This window comes from Halosimplex salinum, from assembly GCF_003730195.1.
Lineage (GTDB): Archaea > Halobacteriota > Halobacteria > Halobacteriales > Haloarculaceae > Halosimplex > Halosimplex salinum.
In genome coordinates this window covers 102,394-121,210 of record NZ_QWGG01000011.1, presented here as the reverse complement: position 1 = coordinate 121,210, position 18,817 = coordinate 102,394, and the positions used below count along the sequence as shown (strand labels likewise).

Annotated in this window: 14 protein-coding genes and 1 pseudogene; all 15 read left to right on the top strand. The window is 62.8% G+C overall.

The genetic code is table 11. From position 1 onward, the window contains the following. Positions 1–1,604 precede the first annotated feature (1,604 nt). The 15 genes and pseudogenes from D1409_RS21180 to D1409_RS21105 all read left to right on the top strand — a co-directional run bounded on the left by D1409_RS21180 (position 1,605) and on the right by D1409_RS21105 (position 18,721). Positions 1,605–2,963, top strand: coding sequence for a hypothetical protein (locus D1409_RS21180; RefSeq protein ID WP_123538960.1), 1,359 nt, complete (start codon positions 1,605–1,607; stop codon positions 2,961–2,963). A 409-nt stretch (positions 2,964–3,372) separates the two neighbouring features. Then, the gene (locus D1409_RS21175; RefSeq protein WP_123538959.1) at positions 3,373–3,999 is read left to right on the top strand and encodes a hypothetical protein; all 627 of its coding nucleotides are present in this window, start codon (positions 3,373–3,375) and stop codon (positions 3,997–3,999) included. A gap of 248 nt (positions 4,000–4,247) precedes the next feature. Next, a pseudogene (locus tag D1409_RS25470) lies at positions 4,248–5,159 on the top strand (replication factor A); the annotation flags it as partial. Further along, complete coding sequence (locus tag D1409_RS25465) at positions 5,139–5,813, top strand: RPA family protein (protein ID WP_235853667.1); 675 nt, start codon at positions 5,139–5,141, stop codon at positions 5,811–5,813. The pseudogene D1409_RS25470 and the gene D1409_RS25465, both read left to right, overlap by 21 nt. 333 nt (positions 5,814–6,146) lie before the next feature. Continuing rightward, complete coding sequence (locus tag D1409_RS21160) at positions 6,147–6,521, top strand: hypothetical protein (protein WP_089768574.1); 375 nt, start codon at positions 6,147–6,149, stop codon at positions 6,519–6,521. A gap of 403 nt (positions 6,522–6,924) precedes the next feature. Then, positions 6,925–7,656, top strand: coding sequence for a DNA polymerase sliding clamp (locus D1409_RS21155; protein ID WP_235853665.1), 732 nt, complete (start codon positions 6,925–6,927; stop codon positions 7,654–7,656). A gap of 14 nt (positions 7,657–7,670) precedes the next feature. Then, entirely contained in the window at positions 7,671–7,862 is a 192-nt protein-coding gene (locus D1409_RS21150; protein ID WP_123538957.1) for a hypothetical protein, read from the top strand. Between the two features lie 73 nt (positions 7,863–7,935). Further along, on the top strand, positions 7,936–8,274 hold the full coding sequence (locus D1409_RS21145) for a hypothetical protein (RefSeq protein WP_164471834.1): 339 nt from the start codon (positions 7,936–7,938) through the stop codon (positions 8,272–8,274). 116 nt (positions 8,275–8,390) lie between these two features. Continuing rightward, on the top strand, positions 8,391–11,009 hold the full coding sequence (locus D1409_RS21140) for a DEAD/DEAH box helicase (protein WP_123538955.1): 2,619 nt from the start codon (positions 8,391–8,393) through the stop codon (positions 11,007–11,009). 137 nt (positions 11,010–11,146) lie between these two features. Continuing rightward, entirely contained in the window at positions 11,147–12,649 is a 1,503-nt protein-coding gene (locus tag D1409_RS21135; protein WP_164471833.1) for a hypothetical protein, read from the top strand. A 140-nt stretch (positions 12,650–12,789) separates the two neighbouring features. Then, a complete protein-coding gene (locus D1409_RS21130) occupies positions 12,790–13,821 on the top strand; it encodes a transcription initiation factor IIB (protein ID WP_123538953.1) in 1,032 nt (343 codons plus the stop codon). A 102-nt stretch (positions 13,822–13,923) separates the two neighbouring features. Beyond that, positions 13,924–14,562, top strand: coding sequence for a hypothetical protein (locus tag D1409_RS21125; protein WP_123538952.1), 639 nt, complete (start codon positions 13,924–13,926; stop codon positions 14,560–14,562). A gap of 268 nt (positions 14,563–14,830) precedes the next feature. Beyond that, positions 14,831–16,057 (top strand): hypothetical protein, encoded by a 1,227-nt coding sequence (locus D1409_RS24900; protein WP_164471832.1) that lies wholly within the window; start codon positions 14,831–14,833, stop codon positions 16,055–16,057. A 110-nt stretch (positions 16,058–16,167) separates the two neighbouring features. Further along, positions 16,168–16,635, top strand: coding sequence for a hypothetical protein (locus tag D1409_RS21115; protein WP_123538950.1), 468 nt, complete (start codon positions 16,168–16,170; stop codon positions 16,633–16,635). Between the two features lie 571 nt (positions 16,636–17,206). Next, positions 17,207–18,721 carry a hypothetical protein gene (locus D1409_RS21105; protein ID WP_235853661.1) on the top strand — a complete coding sequence of 505 codons (1,515 nt, stop codon included), beginning with the start codon at positions 17,207–17,209 and terminating at the stop codon, positions 18,719–18,721. The last annotated feature ends 96 nt before the right edge of the window (positions 18,722–18,817 follow it).

Here is an 18,817-nt window from a genome sequence, read left to right as displayed (position 1 = left end):
GGCGGCCTCGGGAGACATCGGGTCGTGCTACGACCAGGTTTCCTCACTCGGTCGGCCCCCTTGCGCTGGCGCGTGCAGTAGCGCGCGCCGCGCACTCACCGGGAGGGGCCGCCGGAGCCACCAGCGATTTCCGCGGACCCTACCCGCCCCCACCGGGGCGGGTCCCTTCCACGGAAAATCGGGCGCCTCTGTCGGCCTCCCGGCGAGTCGGGGCGAAGCCGGGCACGGGGCCTGCCGAGCCGAAGGCACGGGAGATCGCGTCGCTCACTCCGTTCGCCTGAGTCATACGTCGCCAGCACGCTGAACCGGACCGGGTCACGATTTCGCGCGTACACCTCCCCGCGCCCGAAAGCTCGCGCGGGCCCCTTCCACACGAAATCGACCGGTTCAGCGCGCGGCGACGCACGACTCAGCCCGGCCATATGCGGCCGATTCATCTGCGTTCACCGACCCGCACCCGGACCTCGATTCCGGCAGACACTACCCGCCTTCGGCGGGTCCCTTCTCCCGGAATCGGCCGTGCGCGGCTGGTTCACGTTGTTCATCGGCCGCATCTGCCGGGTTCGCGACTCCCGTACCTCGGCGGGCAGGGCCCCGCACCGGGCTTCGTTCTGGCGGTACGGGCCACCCGCCAGAAGCCGCCGAGCAAAAATTAATTTCTTTCCTCTTAAGCGTCCACGGGACGGGCGGGGGAAGCCGCCGTGCCGTTCCTGACCTGGCACGATCTCAGCGGACCCTACCCGCGCTCACACGTTCGCGCGGGTCCCTTCCACTGACATCGGCCAGCTCACGACGGCAGCCGGCTCCCCTGCCGGTACCCGACGGCGCTCGCGCTATCACACACGCGCGAGCGCCGTCGTTCCGACAAGCTCGAGGCCCTGACGCGGGCCGCGATTCCGCGGAGATACTTCCCGCGCTTCGCGCGGGCCCCTTCTCCACGGAATCGGCCGCCTCAGTACCTCTCGCCGTGTCGGAAGGAACGCTTAAGAGGAAACCATCCCCCCCACTTGTCGGATATGAACTGCACGTCTTGGGGAGACCACTTGCCGGATGCCTCTGGCGCGTGCATTCCCCTGATCGCGGCCGCCTTCGGCAGACACTACCCGCCTTCGGCGGGTCCCTTCTCCCGAACGCGCCCGCGTCAGGGGTGCACCCGCCGGACGCCTTCCAGCTTGTGGCGCTGGGCGCGGGCCTCGATTCCGGCAGACACTACCCGCGGCGCATCCGGTCGGTGCGCCGCGGGTCCCTTCTCCCGAAATCGGCCGCGCCAGCGGCCAAGACGCACAGTCCCTTCCAACTGTTGAGGGGGATTGAAATCATAGAGTCAGGTAGCCCGTGACAGGGCGTCGGGCCGTCGGCAGGCGGCGCCGGGCGGTCGGCGTGCGGAACGTCGGCCGCTCAGGCGCGCCCCGCGGTGAGTTTGTTCGCCCCTCCGCGGGGTGAAGGGTGTACGAATACACCCGTCGGTCGGCGGTCAGAAGGCGGGCGCGGTGGAGCGCGCCCAACAGGGGATCACTCCCCGTGAAACAGCAATGTATAGTTTCAACTCAGGGCAAAAAAGCCCATCGGCGGTTGGACAGCCTGACAAGTACGACGAACTCGAGATGGATCTGCTCTACAGCAGTCCCCATCTGGAGAACGGCGATAACGTGGTCGGTGTGGACATCGACAAACGCCCCCCGACCCCGAACGACGAACCGGTCGAGGACAGCCGGGGGCAGGAACTCGTTCCTGGAAACTATGCGCGAGAACGCTCGGCGCGGATGGACGCGCAGTACCGGGCGGCTGCCTCACAGCACGAAACGTCGGACGAGGACGACCAAGATGACGAGACGGGGCTCCCCCACAGGCGCGAGATGACCGGCCGCGCAGGTGGCACCTACGCGGATGTTCAGGCAGTGATGCACGGCCAGCAGTTGGGCGACGTCGTTGAGGGCGATGTCGGCGAGCTGGTGCGTGGTGTCTCCACTGGGGTCTACTGGGAGCAGGCACTCGCGGAAATGGACATCCCCGAGCCTCGACGCGACCTGCAAGCGCCGTTCGCGGAGGTGTCCCCGGAGCACTACATGCTAGCGACTGAAGAGCGAATGCGCGGCGAGTTCGAGGCCGATGAGCGGAACCGCGCGAAGGCGATCGCGGCAGAGGTGGCGGGCATCGACCGAGCGGCGCGGTCGCGAGACGATATGCGGACGCGGGTGCCGATTCGCCACTCCGTCTCAGAGAGCGACGACCCGTGGGAGGGCCCGCCGGCAGAGACGGTCGGCGTCAAGCGCGTTGATCCGGCAGACGACGAACCGGTCACGACGACGTCCGTGAGTGACGGCCCTGACCCGCGGGCGTCACTTGACCAGGAGACGCTCGCCCAGGTGAACAAGGGCGCGGCGCGGCTGGCCGAGCACTTCCAAGGCGAAGCAGCGATGTCCAGAGCGACGTTCGGGAAGTGCATCGCCCGGCACATCCAGGACGGGTCGGACGTGATGAACGCGACGATCGCCGTCAAGGAGACACTCGAGCGGATGTTCGAGATCAAGCAGCCCATCGGGTCGATCGATCCCTACGAGCAGTGGGAGACGACGGTCGAGGCGGAGGTGACCACGCTGTGGACGCCGAAGCATCGGTCGCAGTACCAGGTGGGACTGGTGCAAGACGAGGCCGGCGACACGGCGAAGTTCACGGTCTGGTTCGCGGCGGGTGACAAGCCGACGCTCGCGGTGGGCGACCGGATTCGGGCGGAGCGGGTGCGTGTCAACGCCTACAAGGGTGATGCGACCCTGGCAGTCGTCGGTGATACGGACCTCACCATCCTCGACCGGGGTGACGGCCCGATGACGCGGCGGAAGCGGCAGTCGGATGATCCGACAATCGCTCCGTGGTCGGCCGATAGCGACCAGCACGCGTGGATCAACCACATCGATATGGAGCGGGCGATCGAGGTCACGCTCGGACGGCGGGACGACGAGTAGGCCATCGCTCGGCCGCTTTTTTGCGTGTGCCGCGAGTAGTCCTCAGGTAGGCATCGCAACCGGCTGGTTCGTGTGTGGCTCCCGGCACCCACTACCCACCGCCCCGCCCACCGCTCCGTGCTCGCGACGCGAGCGTCGCTGCGCGCGCAGCCACAACCTCGACAGCACCGCGTGGCCCGTGGGGGCGCTCGGCGACGCCATCACCCGTGGCGACCGACGTGAGTTTGTCCCTCCCAACAGGGGGTGAGGTGACTTCACAGATGTCCAGCGCAGCAGCTCCCCGTGAGCGATCGCGACCGCGTCAAGCACAGCTGTCCGACTTCCGTCGGCGACCCCGCGAACCGGGGCTCTACGAGCCACCGACGATCGAGGACGACGACTGGTGGCCTGGGAAGGCAGGTGAAGATCGATGACCGAACGGACGCTTCGCATCGAACGGGCGGTCAACGAGCTGATGAACGACCTTCCGGCTGACGTCGCGTCCGAGGACATCGTCGACCAGCATATGCAGCGACTCGTCGCGGACTACGGCCTCTCTGTAGATCGTGCACAGACAGCCACTCGGCAGTACCTCACTGCGTCCCGCGAGGGAGTGGCGGAGTACCTCGTCACCCATCTCGCTCGGACGACTGAGACGCCGCCGACCCGTGACGCGGTCGTCGAGGATCTCGAATTCCTCGCCAACTGGAGTGTCCCTCTCGAAGACGCCTCTGCTGTCGTCCGCCGGAAGTACGACCCCGTGGACCCGGCTGATCCCGACTCTGGCCTCGACTCGGCAACGGGCGTTCCAACGGGTGCAACCGATGCTGAGGTCGCGGCTGCGATCCCCAGTCTTGACGACCACGAATGGTCGTCCACATCCGACCGCGCCGACCCTGGCCCCGACGACTCAGATATCCTCGACGCCGATTCACGGGAGACAGATGACGGCACCGCCGCCCCTACCTACAGACGCATTTGGAGGACACGGATTGTCGCCCGTCTCGCCTCGACGATCCGCACCGCTCGCCGGAGGCTGGCCGAGCATCGCCTCTGACCAACGACCGAACGCACCGCACGCGGTTTATCCCCCCGCGGGGGGTGAAGGGGGACTCACGACTATGCAGGTAATGAGCCGAATCCCGGCGCGCGTGGCGACACCCACCACCCGCGTTCCCGTCGCAACGGCGGTTTATTTCCCCCGGATTGGGGTGCAGGGGCGTGAGCAGGAAGGCGCGCAGGGCGTCGACCTGACTCGAGACGTCCCACCAGCCGATTCCCGAACGCGAATCGGAGTGACCAACGATGGCAGTAGCTAATTCCATTCCCGACGAAGCGGCAGAGCTCGCTGACCAATTCCCGGACGACGTCGACGTAGACGAAGCAGAGATCGCCGAGCGATTCTCGATGCTCGTCGACGAGTACCGCGTCCCGAAGGACGAGGCCGTCCGCACCACGCGGAACTACTTCCTCGACGCGTACGGACTCGACTACGACGATCTGGACGGCCAGAGCGGTTCTAGCGGTCCGGCCGACGAGCGCGAGATCGCGACCGTTGAGGGTCCGAACGAGTGGCTCTCGGTCACGGCGAAGGTCGTCCAGCTCTGGGACAACGACGTCGACTCCATCGCTCAAGTCGGCCTCATCGGTGACGAGACCGGCACCATCAAGGTGACCGTGTGGGAGTCCGCCGACGCACCGACCATCGAGGAAGATGGCGTGTACCGATTCGAAAACGTCGTCTCCGACGAGTATCAGGACCGACTCAGCGTCCAGGTCAACTCCGCGTCCGACATCGTTTCCGTCGACGACGAGGACGCCGCCGGCCTCGAAGTCGGCTCGACCGATGTCGAGGCCGCTGGCGCAGTCGTGGCTGTCCAACCCGGAAGCGGCCTCGTCAAGCGATGTCCCGGCGAGGACTGCACGCGCGTTCTCCAGAACGGGCGCTGCTCCGAACACGGCGAGGTCGACGGCGAGTTCGATCTCCGCGTGAAGGCGGTCATCGACGACGGCCAGACGGCCTACGACGTCCTCTTCAATCAGGAAGCCACCGAGGATCTCACCGGCATCACCATCGAGGAGGCCAAGCAGATGGCGATGGACGCTCTCGACACGAGCGTCGTCGCCGACGCCGTCGAGGAGGAGATCCTCGGACACTCCTACACGGTCTCCGGGCCGGTCATCGGCAACTACCTCGTGGTCAACGACTGCGAGGAGGGGAACACCCTTTCCGAAGACGCTGTCTCGCCCGGCAGTGCAGCGAACGGTGATCGCGAGGTCGCCAAGCGCGTCTTCGCAGAAGAATTCAACAACGCAACGAGCACTTTCACCGAATCCGACGAAGACCGTGCGCCCGTGTACTCGCTGCTGCCGTCGGGTGAGAAAGCCAATCGCGTCTTCGTGGTCGGAACGCTGACCGAGACGACGGACGTCGGCAACGACTCCGAGTACTGGCAGGCCCGCATTGTGGGCCCAACCGGGACGTTCTTCGCCTACGCTGGGCAGTACCAGCCCGAGGCTGCCAGCGTCCTACGGAACGCGGAAGCCCCGGCGTACGTCGCAGTGGTCGGCAAGGCGCGCACCTACGAGACCGACGACGGTGACGTCAACGTCTCCATCCGTCCCGAGTCGATCAACATTGTCGACGGTGAGGCTCGGGACGCGTGGGTCGCGGAAACCGCCGAGCAGACGAAGGCACGGCTCGAGGCGTTCGACCCCGACGACCCCACCGAGAACGACGACGAGCGCAACTACGATGCGATGGCGGTCGACCTCTACGACCCTGACATCGATGCCTACGAGGCGATGGTCAGCAACGCTCTCGACGACCTCGAGGCTGGCGAGATCAACGAAGGAGAGGACGACGAGTAGGGCGGCGCACTCCCCGCTGACGCTGTCTCTCCCTCCGTCGTTCGACTCGTCTCACGCACTTCCATATCCACGCTTCGGGGGGTTTCTCCCCGGCAAGATTTTTTCGCAAACGCTCCCGACCCACCCCGAGCTCGGTCACGATGTAGAAGCGGCTGTCGACGCCGCGAACAACTGGCTCATCGACGAAGCGCAGTCCCTCGCATTTGTCGACGAAAAAGAATCGACCGTGGACTACTCAATCTCCGTCGAGTACCTCTAATCCTCTAGAGCCGTCCGCTCGCGTATCGGACAGGCAGTAGTTTGTTCTCCCCTGCCGAGAGTGAGGGATTTCCTATGACCGACAATCGTGACGGACAGTCTCCGAACCAGCACTCGGATAACTCCGTGCTCGCCGATGAGGAGTACGACCCCCTCGCGGAGTACAAACCGTACGCCGTCACTTCGCCGAGCTCGAATGGCATTGCTCATCACGTGCATACGAGTCGCCGTCCGGACTGGAAGCCGGGGCAGCCGTGCCCGCACTGTGGATCGAGACTGATCGTGTCCTCCTTCATCGGGACGGAAATTGCGCGGCATCGTGGCGGCAAAGTCACGCGGCTCGGCGGAGGTGACCGGCTCGGCGCCGTCGAGTATCAGTGCGCGGACTGCGAGACTGTCCTCTACAAGGACGCCGCGTTCGATCTCTGGACGACCCTCCACTTGGACTGACCGTCGAGACTACGATGCCTCCACCAAGGACTCACAGGTCCGTCCAGTACGGCCGTTTTTCGCACTCCACGAGAGATGTAAGCTCGAGTGAGACGTCCCACACCACCCTCGAGAACAGTCTACTCGCGTCTACCGACAATCACGACGATCCCAACGATCACAATCCATCACACCTATGGCAGAATCCACACCCGAATCACCCAACGGTACCGACACCGACCCAAATGAAGAGCCCGACATCGACGTCGAGGCCGATACTGAGGCTGACGCCTCTGAAACGGAGGCCGAAGCCCCTGACGCCGACGGGACAGACGTCGAGGAAGCAGATGACGCTGAGACCGATAGTGACGGCAGCGATGAGGAGTCGCCGTCCGACTCCCGCCCACCCCAGGCGTTCTCGGCGATCATCGAGGCTGACCGCCTCGACCAGACGATCACCACGCTTAGCGTCCTCGTCGACGAATCCCGTGTCCACCTGAACGATCTCGGCCTTCGCCTCGCCGCTGTCGATCCCGCGAACGTCGCGATGGACGAGACGAACATCACCGAAACCGCCTTCGAGTCTTATCAGGCCGATGGTGGCGTCCTCGGCGTCGACCTCACCAAGCTCGCCGACGTCGTCGGTATGGCTGACAACGACGACCTCATCCAGATGTCGCTCGACCCGGAGACCCGCAAGCTCATCATCGAGTTCGGCGGTCTCGAGTACACGCTCGCACTCCTCGACCCCGACACGATCCGCCAAGAGCCCGACATCCCCGACCTCGACCTCCCAGCACGCGTCGTCCTCGAAGGTCGCGACATCGACCGTGCTGTTCGGGCCGCCGATATGGTCTCAGACCACGTCGAACTCATCGTCGATCCCAACGACGAGGCCTTCCGCGTCCACGCCGAAGGCGATACCGACGATGTCGACCTCGAACTCAGTCGCGACGACCTCATCGACCTCGAGATCGGCGCTGCCGACTCGCTCTTCTCGCTGGACTACCTCAAGGATCTCAACAAGGCGATCCCGAAGGACGCCGAAGTCGAAATCCTCCTCGGCGAGGACTTCCCCGCGAAGTTCAACTACGAGTACGCCGACGGCGCCGCCACTGTCACCCAGATGCTCGCCCCCCGGATTCAAAGTGACTGATGTCTCCAGAATCCATGACGTCCGATTCGACTCCTCCACTCGATCCTGAACTCGAAACGAGCGCCGAACAGACTGGCCTCGATGATTCCCAGCTCGTCGAGGGTGAAGCCATCGTCGACCTCAACATCCCCGACGACGTTGCCTACGATGTCGACGATCTCGGCAACGGCCGCCTCGCCATCCAGTACTGGGAAGCCGATCCCTGATCCCCGCTCTCGTACCGCCCGGCCTCGGCTGCACCCCTGAGGTTAAACGTCCGGGCAACGCACTTTCGATTGATTGCCCGTGAAACCCTCTGCTGCTGCCCCCGCTGGTCAGATCCTCGCGTACAGCTGCCCCCGTTGCGAGCACAATGGGATCTACTACTACACCGATCTCGCCCTCTACGACGACGAGCGCGACCCTGGTGAGGACAGCATCCTCCCTGAGGACGCTCCCGCCGTCCCCGGCAGCGCGATTGACGCCGACGCCAACGTTATCGTCTGCCCGAACGAGTCGTGCGGACTCGTGCAGTTCCGCCATATCGCGTTCGAACTCCTTCCCCCGACGGCGGTGCGCGCACGTCGCTCGACGTCGACGGACGACGAGACAAGTGCACTCGTTGAGGCTACTCCGTAGTCGGCCTCCAGAACATCTCGCTCCGCTCGTCGAGGCATCGTCATCCGAAGAACCATCACTGATCTCCGGCATCCCCGCACGGCATTTCTCTCCCTCCACTGGAGGTGAAGGACGTTATGACGAAGGAGTCACCACCGTCAGAGTCGAACGTATCGCGTGCCGGCTCGAAGAGTCGCTCCAAGCCGAGCACCGACGCGGCAGTCTCCCAGCACGTAGAGCTCAAAACAGGGACACGCGCCTTCGATGGATCAGCCGGCGAACGCCCCTCGATCCACGATACTGTCGACTGGCTTGCCGAGAACGAGGCCACCGTCGGTGGAACCCTCGTGAACCACCGCGTGATGACTGGACGGTCAGCGCAGACTACGGATGTCCCTCTGCGCCCGGAGCTCTCCGAGGCGATCCGCAAGAAGGGCATCGATCAAGTCTACGACCATCAGGCGGAAGCGATTCGGCACGCTCGACTCCGCAAACACGTCACCCTCGCGACCCCGACCGGGTCGGGGAAATCACTCCCGTATTCGATTCTGGCGGCCGAGCGCGCCCTCGTCGACGACGCCCGTACTCTCTATATCGCACCGACGCGCGCTCTCATCAACAACCAAGCCGACGATCTCTACGACTTCTTCCAGAACGTCGACTCCAGTCTTGACGCAGGGCGCTACACGGGCGGACTCTCTCGACACCAGAAACGTCGCGTCCGCGAGCGGCAACCGCACGTTCTCGCGACGACGCCTGATATGATCAACTACTCCATCCTCCCGTTCGCCCACAAACTCTGGGGCTGGTTCCTCTCCAACTTGGACCTGATCGTCATCGACGAACAGCATCAGTACCGTGGCGTCTTTGGTAGTCACGTCGGCGTCGTCCTTCGACGACTCCGCCGGCTTGCGAAAACCTTCGACGCTGACCCGACAATCGTCGCCTGCTCAGCCACCATCGACAACCCCCGACAGCACACTGTCCAGCTGACTGGCGTCGACCCGGCCGACGTTCACGTCGTCGACCAGGACACAAGTGCCGGCGGCTCAACGCACTGGCTCTTCTGGCAACCACCCCGCGGCCAGCAGGGGCAAGCTCGATCGACACACCGGACGACCGCACGTCTCGCAGCGGCGCTCGTCGAACGCGGTCTCCAGACCATCGTCTTCACCCGAAGTCGACAAGCGGCCGAACAGTACGCTCAGGCCACCGCTCGCCGCCTCCAGCGTGACGGTTATCCCAGCCTCGCCGCCGACGTGGCCGCATATCAGGGCGCACTCTCGGACGAGCGGCGAGAAGAACTTGAAGCCGGGCTGCATTCCGGCGACATCCGCGTCGTCTGGAGTACGAACGCCCTTGAGGTCGGGGTCAACATCGGGAACCTCGACGCTGTCCTCGTCGACGGCTATCCGGGAACACGGATGGAACTCTTCCAGCAAGCCGGCCGCGCCGGCCGGGGGACCGACCCGAGCATTGTCGGCCTCGTGGGCGGCGCAGATCCCCTCGACCAATACGCACTCGACCATCCGGACGATCTCCTTGACGGCAGCGTCGAATCCGTCGAATGCAACCCCCAGAACCCACGTGTCCTTACCGAACACCTCCCGGCAGCCGCCGCCGAAGCCCCCCTCTCCACCGACGACAACACTTGGTTTGGCGACGACCTCCCGAAGTACGTCTCAGCACTCACCGATGCCGGCGTCCTCGACCGCTCGCTCACATCGACAGATCTCACGTGGACGTACGTCCCCGACGGGGGACCGCCGCCGAGCCAGCACGTTTCCCTCCGGTCGATCAACTCGCGCTCGCTCCGTATCGTTGTGACACCGGACGACCAGTCCTCTCCGGATATCCCCGCGAGTAACGAGCTCGACGTTCTCGGTGAACTTCCACTCGCCTCCGGTCTTCGTGATGCCCACCCCGGCGCGATCTACTTCCATCAAGGCCAGCGATACCGCGTCATCGACGTCGATCTCGATCCGGAAACCTCGCCGGGAGCATCCGGTTCTGCCTCGCCAATCGCGTGGGTCGAGCCTACAAACGCGACCTACACGACTAGCGCAGTCACAGACCGCACGCTCACGCTCCAAGACGCCGACGAGTCACGCGGCCTTCCCGGCACAGCCGACCCTGAGGTTGCGACTGACGGCGGTGACGCAAGCGCCGACACAGCACCTCCCGCCGTTCAGCTCACCGAGTTGACCGTCAGCGAAACCGTCGTTAGCTACTACACCCACCAGTCCGGGAGTTCGAATGGACCTGTTCCCATTGAGACCGACCTTCCGGAAACCGAACTCGCCTCGGATGGTCTCGTCATCAGCATCCCGCCCACCATTCGGGATGCCTTCACCGAGGAGCATCCCAACGCCGATGACACTGACGCGCCATCGCCGTCCTTCGAGGGGAGCCTCTACGCCCTCACGAACGCACTGCTGGGCGTCCTTCCAGCAACCGTCCTCTGCGACCGCAGTGATATGCGCGGGCTCGCAATCTCGCGTCTCGACACAACCGGCCACCCTACGATTGTCCTCTACGACGACCATCCTGGTGGCGTCGGCCTCGCTCGTAGCGTCTTCCAGCATCTCGAGGATGCCCTCGAATTCGCACGGACTCGCGTTGCCGACTGCGAATGTGATGAGGGGTGCCCGGCCTGTATCCACCACCCTCACGACGCCTCGAGCAACCAGACGCTCGACAAGGTCGGCGCGCGCCTCCTTGCGGAACTCCTCCTCGACGATACGCAGGCAGCCTGACCATTACATCATCCTTTTCGCGATACCCTCCCATGGACTAAAGTCAGAGAACTGCATATATTCTGGTGAGTTGACTGCTCATGGCGAGCGATCTCCCCGCCCCACCGACCGAGTCAGGCGTCTATCCCGAGGACCGTATGGAAGTCTCACGGTGGCTGACTTGGAAACAAGCCGACGACGGCCGCAAGATTCCCCGCGCACCCTATCACAACTCGAATCAGCCAGATCGGTACGTCTCCGCGCAGGACCCAACCATCTGGGCGGACTTCGAGACCGCAGCAGAGTGGGCGGATAAACTCCCCCATCACCAACCTGCGTACGTCATTCCCGACCGCAACGACTTCGAGACCGACCTCGTCGTCATCGACTACGACGACGTCCGCGATCCCGACACGGGTGAAATCCACCCCCTCGTCCACGATCATCTTGCTGACGCCGAATCCTACGCCGATGTCTCTCCGTCTGGAACCGGCGTTCACATCCTCTGCCGCGGTCAGCTCCCCGAGCGCGTCAAGACCATCTCTGACGACCTCTCCGAACACCAGGCCTTTCCCGAGGCGTCGATCGAGGTCTATGAATCCGCGCGTTTCATCACGATGACCGGCAGACACATCGCCGGTACACCCACCGAGACGCGCGACTGCCGGACCTTCCTTGATGGGCTCGTCGAGGACTATGCGACTGTCTCCGCAGCGACCCCCGATGAAGTCGCCTTTGAACCGGATACCACTCGCGAGGACATCGAAGACGTCGAGACCACGAGCGACATTCAGGATGTCTTCGACGCCATCCAGCACGTCCGACCGAGAGACATCAGCCTCCGCTCGACTGTCACTGAGGAGCGCGCTGACGGTACGCAGTCACTGGATCCATCTTGGGCGAACTCTTCGTCTGGCACGCGCCTCGCTCAGCTCGATGAAGGCTGGGTGTACCGCGATGGTCTCATCGGCCTCGACGCTCTCCAAGTCGTCGCCCTCGAGGAAGGCATCATTACCGACGAACGAGATTATCCCTCTGGGGAGGACTTCTGGGAGGCCGTCGACGAGCTTCGTGCTCGCGGCGCGCACATCCCCGAGTACGAGGAGGACAAGTCGGAGGCCGCCCCATCGGCAAGCGACTGGTCGCCTGCTCCCGACTCTGCCCCCGACTACACCCCTGACCGCGACGCCGACGTCCAGGCGACGGGCAGTTCATCACCGTCCGACCCGGGGTCATCCCACAGCAGCGGTCGGACGCGTGGCCGCGATTCTCCCCGACGCGGCGAGGGCGCAGAATCACTCTACAAGGCAGAAATCGACCGCCTTGAAGCCGAACTCGAAGCTCGACAGGAGCGGATAGACGAACTCGAAGCCGAACTCGATGAGCGAACAAAGAAACTTCGGCGTATCCACGTCCGTAACTCCCAACTCGAAGACGCCCTCAAGAACGACGCCGAAGTCCAAGTTCGTGCCCTCGACACTGACACGCTCGTCGACCTCCTGGATGAACAAACGCTCGTCGCGATCGTTGAATATGTCGCCGACACCCACGCTGACGACGATGGCAATCTCGAGCACTCCACAGCCGACGACTCAGGTGGACGTCTCGCTCGTCTCAAGTCCTTCCTTCGCTCGGACTCCTCGTCCTCAACTTCCCGCTGAGCACCTGGTGATTTTCACTCGGTACCAGGGGTGTACACCCTATCCTAAAGCCATATCCACCGTCTTACCTCTCGGTTCCTGTTTTTCGCCCCCGACGTGAGGTGGCGGGAGTCATCACCGATCCCTCTCCGTCCCTCACTATGACCGAGAACGATTCATCTACTCCCGATAGCAACCGGATTCGGACTCGCAAGATACCCGACTCGGAGCGTACGACTGGACCATCCGAGACCACTGACGCCGCCGTCGCTGCTAGGACCGCTACGTGTCCCGAGTGCGACGGAGATCTTCACGTCGACCACGTTCATGGAGAAACCCGGTGTGCTGACTGTGGACTCGTCGTCACGGAGAATGCTATCGACCGCGGCCCCGACTGGCAGGCCTTCTCTGCGGACGAACGCGAACAGAAGTCCCACACAGGGAGCCCACTCACGCCAACCCAGCACGACTTTGGCCTCAGCACCGAGATCGACTGGCGCAACAAGGATGCCCACGGGAACACCATCTCCTCACAACGGCGAGCGCAGCTGACCCGACTTCGCACGTGGCAACAACGGTCCCGGACCGGGAACTCGAAGGAACGCGGCCTCAAGGCGATGCTTTCAGAAATTCAGCGTATGGCCGCCGCTCTCGATCTCCCCGACGATGACTACGACATCGCCGCCGTCATCTGCCGCCGGGCCAGTAATCAGGACCTCCTCCCCGGTCGGAGTTACGAAGGCGTCGCGACTGCAGCCGTCTACGCCGCTATCCGGCAGGCCGGTCTCCCACAGGATCTCGAAGCCCTCACGCAGGTCAGTCGAATCGACGATACAATCCGCATCAAGCGCACCTACCGGTATCTCGTCCGTGAACTCGAACTCGAAGTCCCGCCACCCGATCCACGGGACTATCTCTCCCGTCTCTGTTCGGAACTCGATCTCAGCCAGGAGACCAAGCGGTTTACGACAGAACTCCTCAAGGACGTTATGGAGGCAGGCATCCATTCCGGGAAACATCCCGTCGGGATCGCCGCCGCTGCCCTCTACGTCGCCACGCACCACTCAGATTCGCCTTCCAGTGACTCGTGTACGCAATCCGAGCTTGCGGAGGCCGCGAACGTGAGTGTGGTCACGATTCGCAACCGCTACCACGACATCCAGGATACGTGTTTCCCGATGGTCGAAGCCTGACCTCTCGAACGTGAGCGACCACATTTTGACGACTGGTAAGCTCAACCAAGGAACATTGCATTACGCACCAATCTTTATGAAGGCTGTTTCTGAATTTCAGCTATGCCGACAGTTGAGGTGTGGTCACTGTGGTTGTACATTGCTGCAGGCATAGTCGCTCTGTTCGCTGGCCTCGGTGCACTCGTGACCAAAAAGGGAGGATGGAGACATCGACAAGTCGGGAAGGTCTTTCTCGTATCGATGGGCGTTGTCGTTGCGACAGTCTTCGTTCTAGTAGCTATCGACCCTGTGGCGTTCCGCATCATCCTCACGCTCGTCGCGATCTTTAGTGGATACCTTGCGTTCTCGGGATACCGTGCACTCTCTCGGAAACGGCCGACCAGCACTGCCCATATGGTCGACTGGGGAGCTGCTGGGAGCGTCGTTCTTGCGTGTGTGGGACTTGGTCTGTGGGGCATCAACTGGTTTCTTGATGGGAATTCTTTCGGGGTCGTAATGATCGTCTTCGGTGGAATCGGAATTGCGTTCGGAACACTGGATATTCGTTCCTTCTATGGTGAGAACTCCGGAGAATGGATGGTCAACCACCTCCAACGGATGATTGGCGCGTTTATTGCTACGGTTAGTGCCGTTTCAGCTGTCAACCTCACGTCCGAACTGGGGATTATCGCGTGGTTATGGCCAACCCTCCTCGGCGTTCCCCTCATCGCATACTGGTCAAATAAGTTCAGTTCTCCCTGAATATGGATGCTTCTGAATCTAATTTCAAGCCGACCACATCGACTCCGAACAATCAAGAGATTTGATCATTTCAAAATATACAGCCGTAGGCTAATCCACACGACTGTCGACGTATTGATTTTCTCCTCTAAGCCACCGCGTTAGGGGGTCCGACGGCGACCTCTGAATTGTTACCCCTGTACCCTCGTCGATTCCTCTACTAATTTCTCCCGCGCGACCGGAATAGACGCGCAGATAACATCGTCACCTCCCCTCGTCATATCCCACTATGCCATTCACGAGTCCCCCAACCCCCGCGTTTGAGACGGCCACTTATCCAGCAGACTGTCGTGACCACGACCAGTGGTTGACCTGGAAGCCAACCGACAACGCCAGAAAGATCCCACGAGCGCCCTACGCCTATCCGGACTGGCCCAAGCGGTACGTCAATGCTCAGAACCCGGCGGTTTGGACGGACTTCGACACCGCCCAAGACTGGGTCGAGAAACTCTCCGCCGGCTTCGCGCTTGCGTACGTCATCCGCAACCGTGACAAGTACCCCGACGAAAACCTCGTCGTCGTCGACTACGACGATGCTCGTGATCCGGGAACTGGCGCTATCCACCCCGTCGTCCACGAACATTTGCATACTGCAGATTCGTACGCCGATGTCTCCCCCTCTGGAACCGGCGTTCACATCCTCTGCCGTGGTCAGCTCCCCGATGACGTCACGACTGTTACCGACGATCTTCCCACCTATGACACCTTTCCGAACCCCTCTATCGAAGTCTACGACTCCGCCCGTTTCGTCGCGATGTCCGGCCAACATCTCGTCGGGACGCCTACCGAAACGCAGCCAGCGCAGGCATTCATCGACGACGTTGTCGATGCGTTCACGGCCCCGCAGCCACAGGCAGATACCTCATCTGAGGTCTCAGAGCCGCCCACGGACGCGTTGTCTGAGGCCCCCTCGCCGTCTCCATCTCAACGGTCACCGCCAACATTCACGACCAATATCGAAGATGTCTACCGGGCGGTCGAGACGACGCGACCGTCCGAAATCCGCCTTGCCTCGCCAATTACGGAAACTCGTAGTGACGGCACGAAATCACGGAACCCCTGTTGGACGAATTCGGACTCCGGGACCCGCCTCGCCGAGATGGATGACGGCTGGATCTATCGGGACGGACTCATCGTTCTCGACGCCCTCCAGGTCGTCGCTCTCGAGGAAGACATCATCACGACCGCCGGCGAGTATCCATCCGGGAAGGATTTCTGGGAGGCCGTCGACGAACTCCGCGCTCGTGGCGCGGACATCCCCGAGTACGAAGCCGACTCCGACCACGAGGAGGTGTCCGACCAACCTGCCCCCTCCCCATCCCCGACATCCGGCCGGTCGCTGCGGGACCTCCACCGCGAACTCAGAGAGAAAACCATCGAGCGAAACCAGCACAGAGACGAACTCGTCACTCTTCGTCGAGAACTTGCCGCTCGAATCCGTGACGTCCGTTCGTGACTCGGCGGGCCCCGTGTGTGGCTCCGAGAGCGAACCCGACGACAAGAATTTTCCATCATTCCGTCGGATTTCTCTCCGGCCATTACAGGTGACCCGCGAGATAACTCAGTATGACCAACACCAGACCACGGGCCTTCACAGTACTGACAGAGCACCCGCTCCCACTCGACGAAAACGAGGTCGCGGCGTTCGCCGAAAACCATCCCCAGCTTGACCCGGACATCCACGCCGATGCACTCCACGAGGACTACATCACTCTGCTCGCGAAAACTTCCGAATGGCGTGTCTTCACCATCGATCTCTACGGCTTTGATGGTCGCATCTACCTCTGGCACGGTTCTCTCGGCGAAGGCCTCGCCGTCCCAACGGACGAGTGGAGAGCAGGGAACCTCGCTGAAGCCTTCACTCTCTACCGGCAGGCCATCGCCGACAACGTCAGTCGTGACGACCTTCCCAGCACGCCCGATGACGACGCTGAGTGCCCCTACTGCGGGGGTGAAATCTCATCCTCGTCGAGGCCAGCAGGTTCGGTTGCCCAACGCTGTACGAGCTGCGGCGAGCATCGAAGCATCGGGTGACTGGCTTGCCATCTTGACTACAAAACACCGAACCGCCTACTGACTAATCTCGACGCTTCCCTCCGGTTTTCTTTCCCCCCACGAGAGGTGAGGCGTATTCAAAAATGTACTATAGAGTCCGATTTTCCGACGTCGGCGCAGGCGCGACGCGGCTTGCGTGCTTTATCGAAGGCGAGAGCGAAGCCGCGGTCCGCGAGCTGGCAGCCGACCACCCGCACTTCCGAGGCTGGGACGCTTCAAAGGGAGGTGTCCGGAAGACGAACCTCGCGAACCGGAAGTCACTCGAGAACCGAATTATGGACGTCACCAACCCGAACGCGGCCGTCCTCGAAGACGGCACCGTGCTTCGTCGGTCTCTGGAGCGCGACGAGGTCGTCGAGCACCACCCCGAACGGACGTAGGCGCTCCACGACCGACCGAACCCCCACCGCCCCGCCCCCTGCACAGCACCGCACGACGTAGGCAGTTTTCTTCCCCCCGATCGGGTGGCAGAGGGCGGTGCAAACGCCCGTCCACACACAGGCGGGCAGCCACCACCCCACGCAGACCCTAATCCAGGAGGTCATCCATGATGTCAGCTGAAACTCACCCCAGCTCAGAGCACCGCGAGACGCCACGGAGCGACCGTGACTTCGCAGTCGACGAGAGCATCGACGTCCGATCACTCATCGCGAAGGAGCAGACACTACCCTTCCTCGGGCTCACCCCCGCGGACGCGACAACAGCCGACTATCCGGACGGTATCGAGCCCACTGGTCGCCGCTTTCTCAACACGGACGCAAGCGAGTCCCGCTCCCTGAAGGTCGTCATCAAGGCGCTCCCGCAGGCCAGCAGCGGAGAACTCCACGCGGTCAACGAATTCGTTGATCCAGCGGACGAGACGGTCGACCCCGAAGAGATTCGTGATGTCGACGGACTCAACGCTGACCTCCTCGAAGCTGCGACCGGCCAGTCCATCGAGGAGCTCGCCGCGAACGCGCCAAGTGACCGTCTCCTTGACGTCACCGATCACCAGGACATTATCGACCGCCGTCGCCTCGCCCTCGCAGCACTCGGCTACCCCGTCAAGTTCCGCTGGCAGATCGCGACCTCCACGTACTCGATCGTCAACCCCGAGGAGGCCTACCTCCCACTGATGGGGGCGCTCCAGAAACACGGCGCTGACGAGGCGTTCGGATGGGCGGATATGCGGGACTGGGGTGGCGTCGCGAAACTCACCGTCATCGTCCCGGGCTTCCGCCGCGAACTCGATATGAGCCAGTCGGATGGCTCGACGAAGGCCGCTATTCGCGAACACGATGCGCTTGCCGATGTCGACCCCGCGATGAGCGATGGTAGCGACGAGGACGACGAGACGGCGACCGTGACGGTCTACGGCGGCATCCAGACCGGATACGACTTCCGTGGCTCCCAGACGATGTGGGCGAAGCCCCTCCTCTTCTTCCCGGGGTCGGGCACGGTTATGTACGGTGTCGGCCAGCGGTACTCGCGGAGACACGTCGGCGATGTCACGAACGCTGCGCACGAACGCGCTCATGACCGCGTCCCCATTATGGAGTGGTGGGGAAACATCTACGACGATCTCGACGAGCGAACGACCACCGTCGACGATGTCCTCGTTCGTGCCCGCTCGGTTGCGATCGACTTCGAGGAACTCCCCTTCGATGTCGACGACTTCTACGTCTACCTCGGAATCCCCAGCACGTACGCTGAGAGTGCGAGTACTCGAGCTACGCGCATCGCGATGCCTGACTCCTGTCCCACACTCTGGAATCTCCAGTTGTCGCTCCTCGTTGCCCTCGGTGAATTCGAGGGCGCCCGAGCCTCCGACACCTTCCAGGCTTACAATGAGGTTGCCCGCGACATTCTCTTTTCACCCGGCAAATCCATCCAGCTTGCCGCCCGCGAGCACGACCTGCAGGCCGATGACGACGAACCGAGCATCGCGCCTGACCAGCAGACGCTCAGTGATGCTCTCGGTGAGGCATTCGCTATTCCCGGCGTCGAAGTCGCCTCTGAGCGCGACCTCTCAGATACTGACGCCCAGCGCGTCCAGAACACCATCCAAGAATCCCTGAACCAGTAGTCTGAGAGATGCGTTCCCGTCACCCTCCATCACCTCTCAAGACTGACCGCGTCGCCTACTACAGAGATTATCCCCCACGAGATCCTATCTCCCACT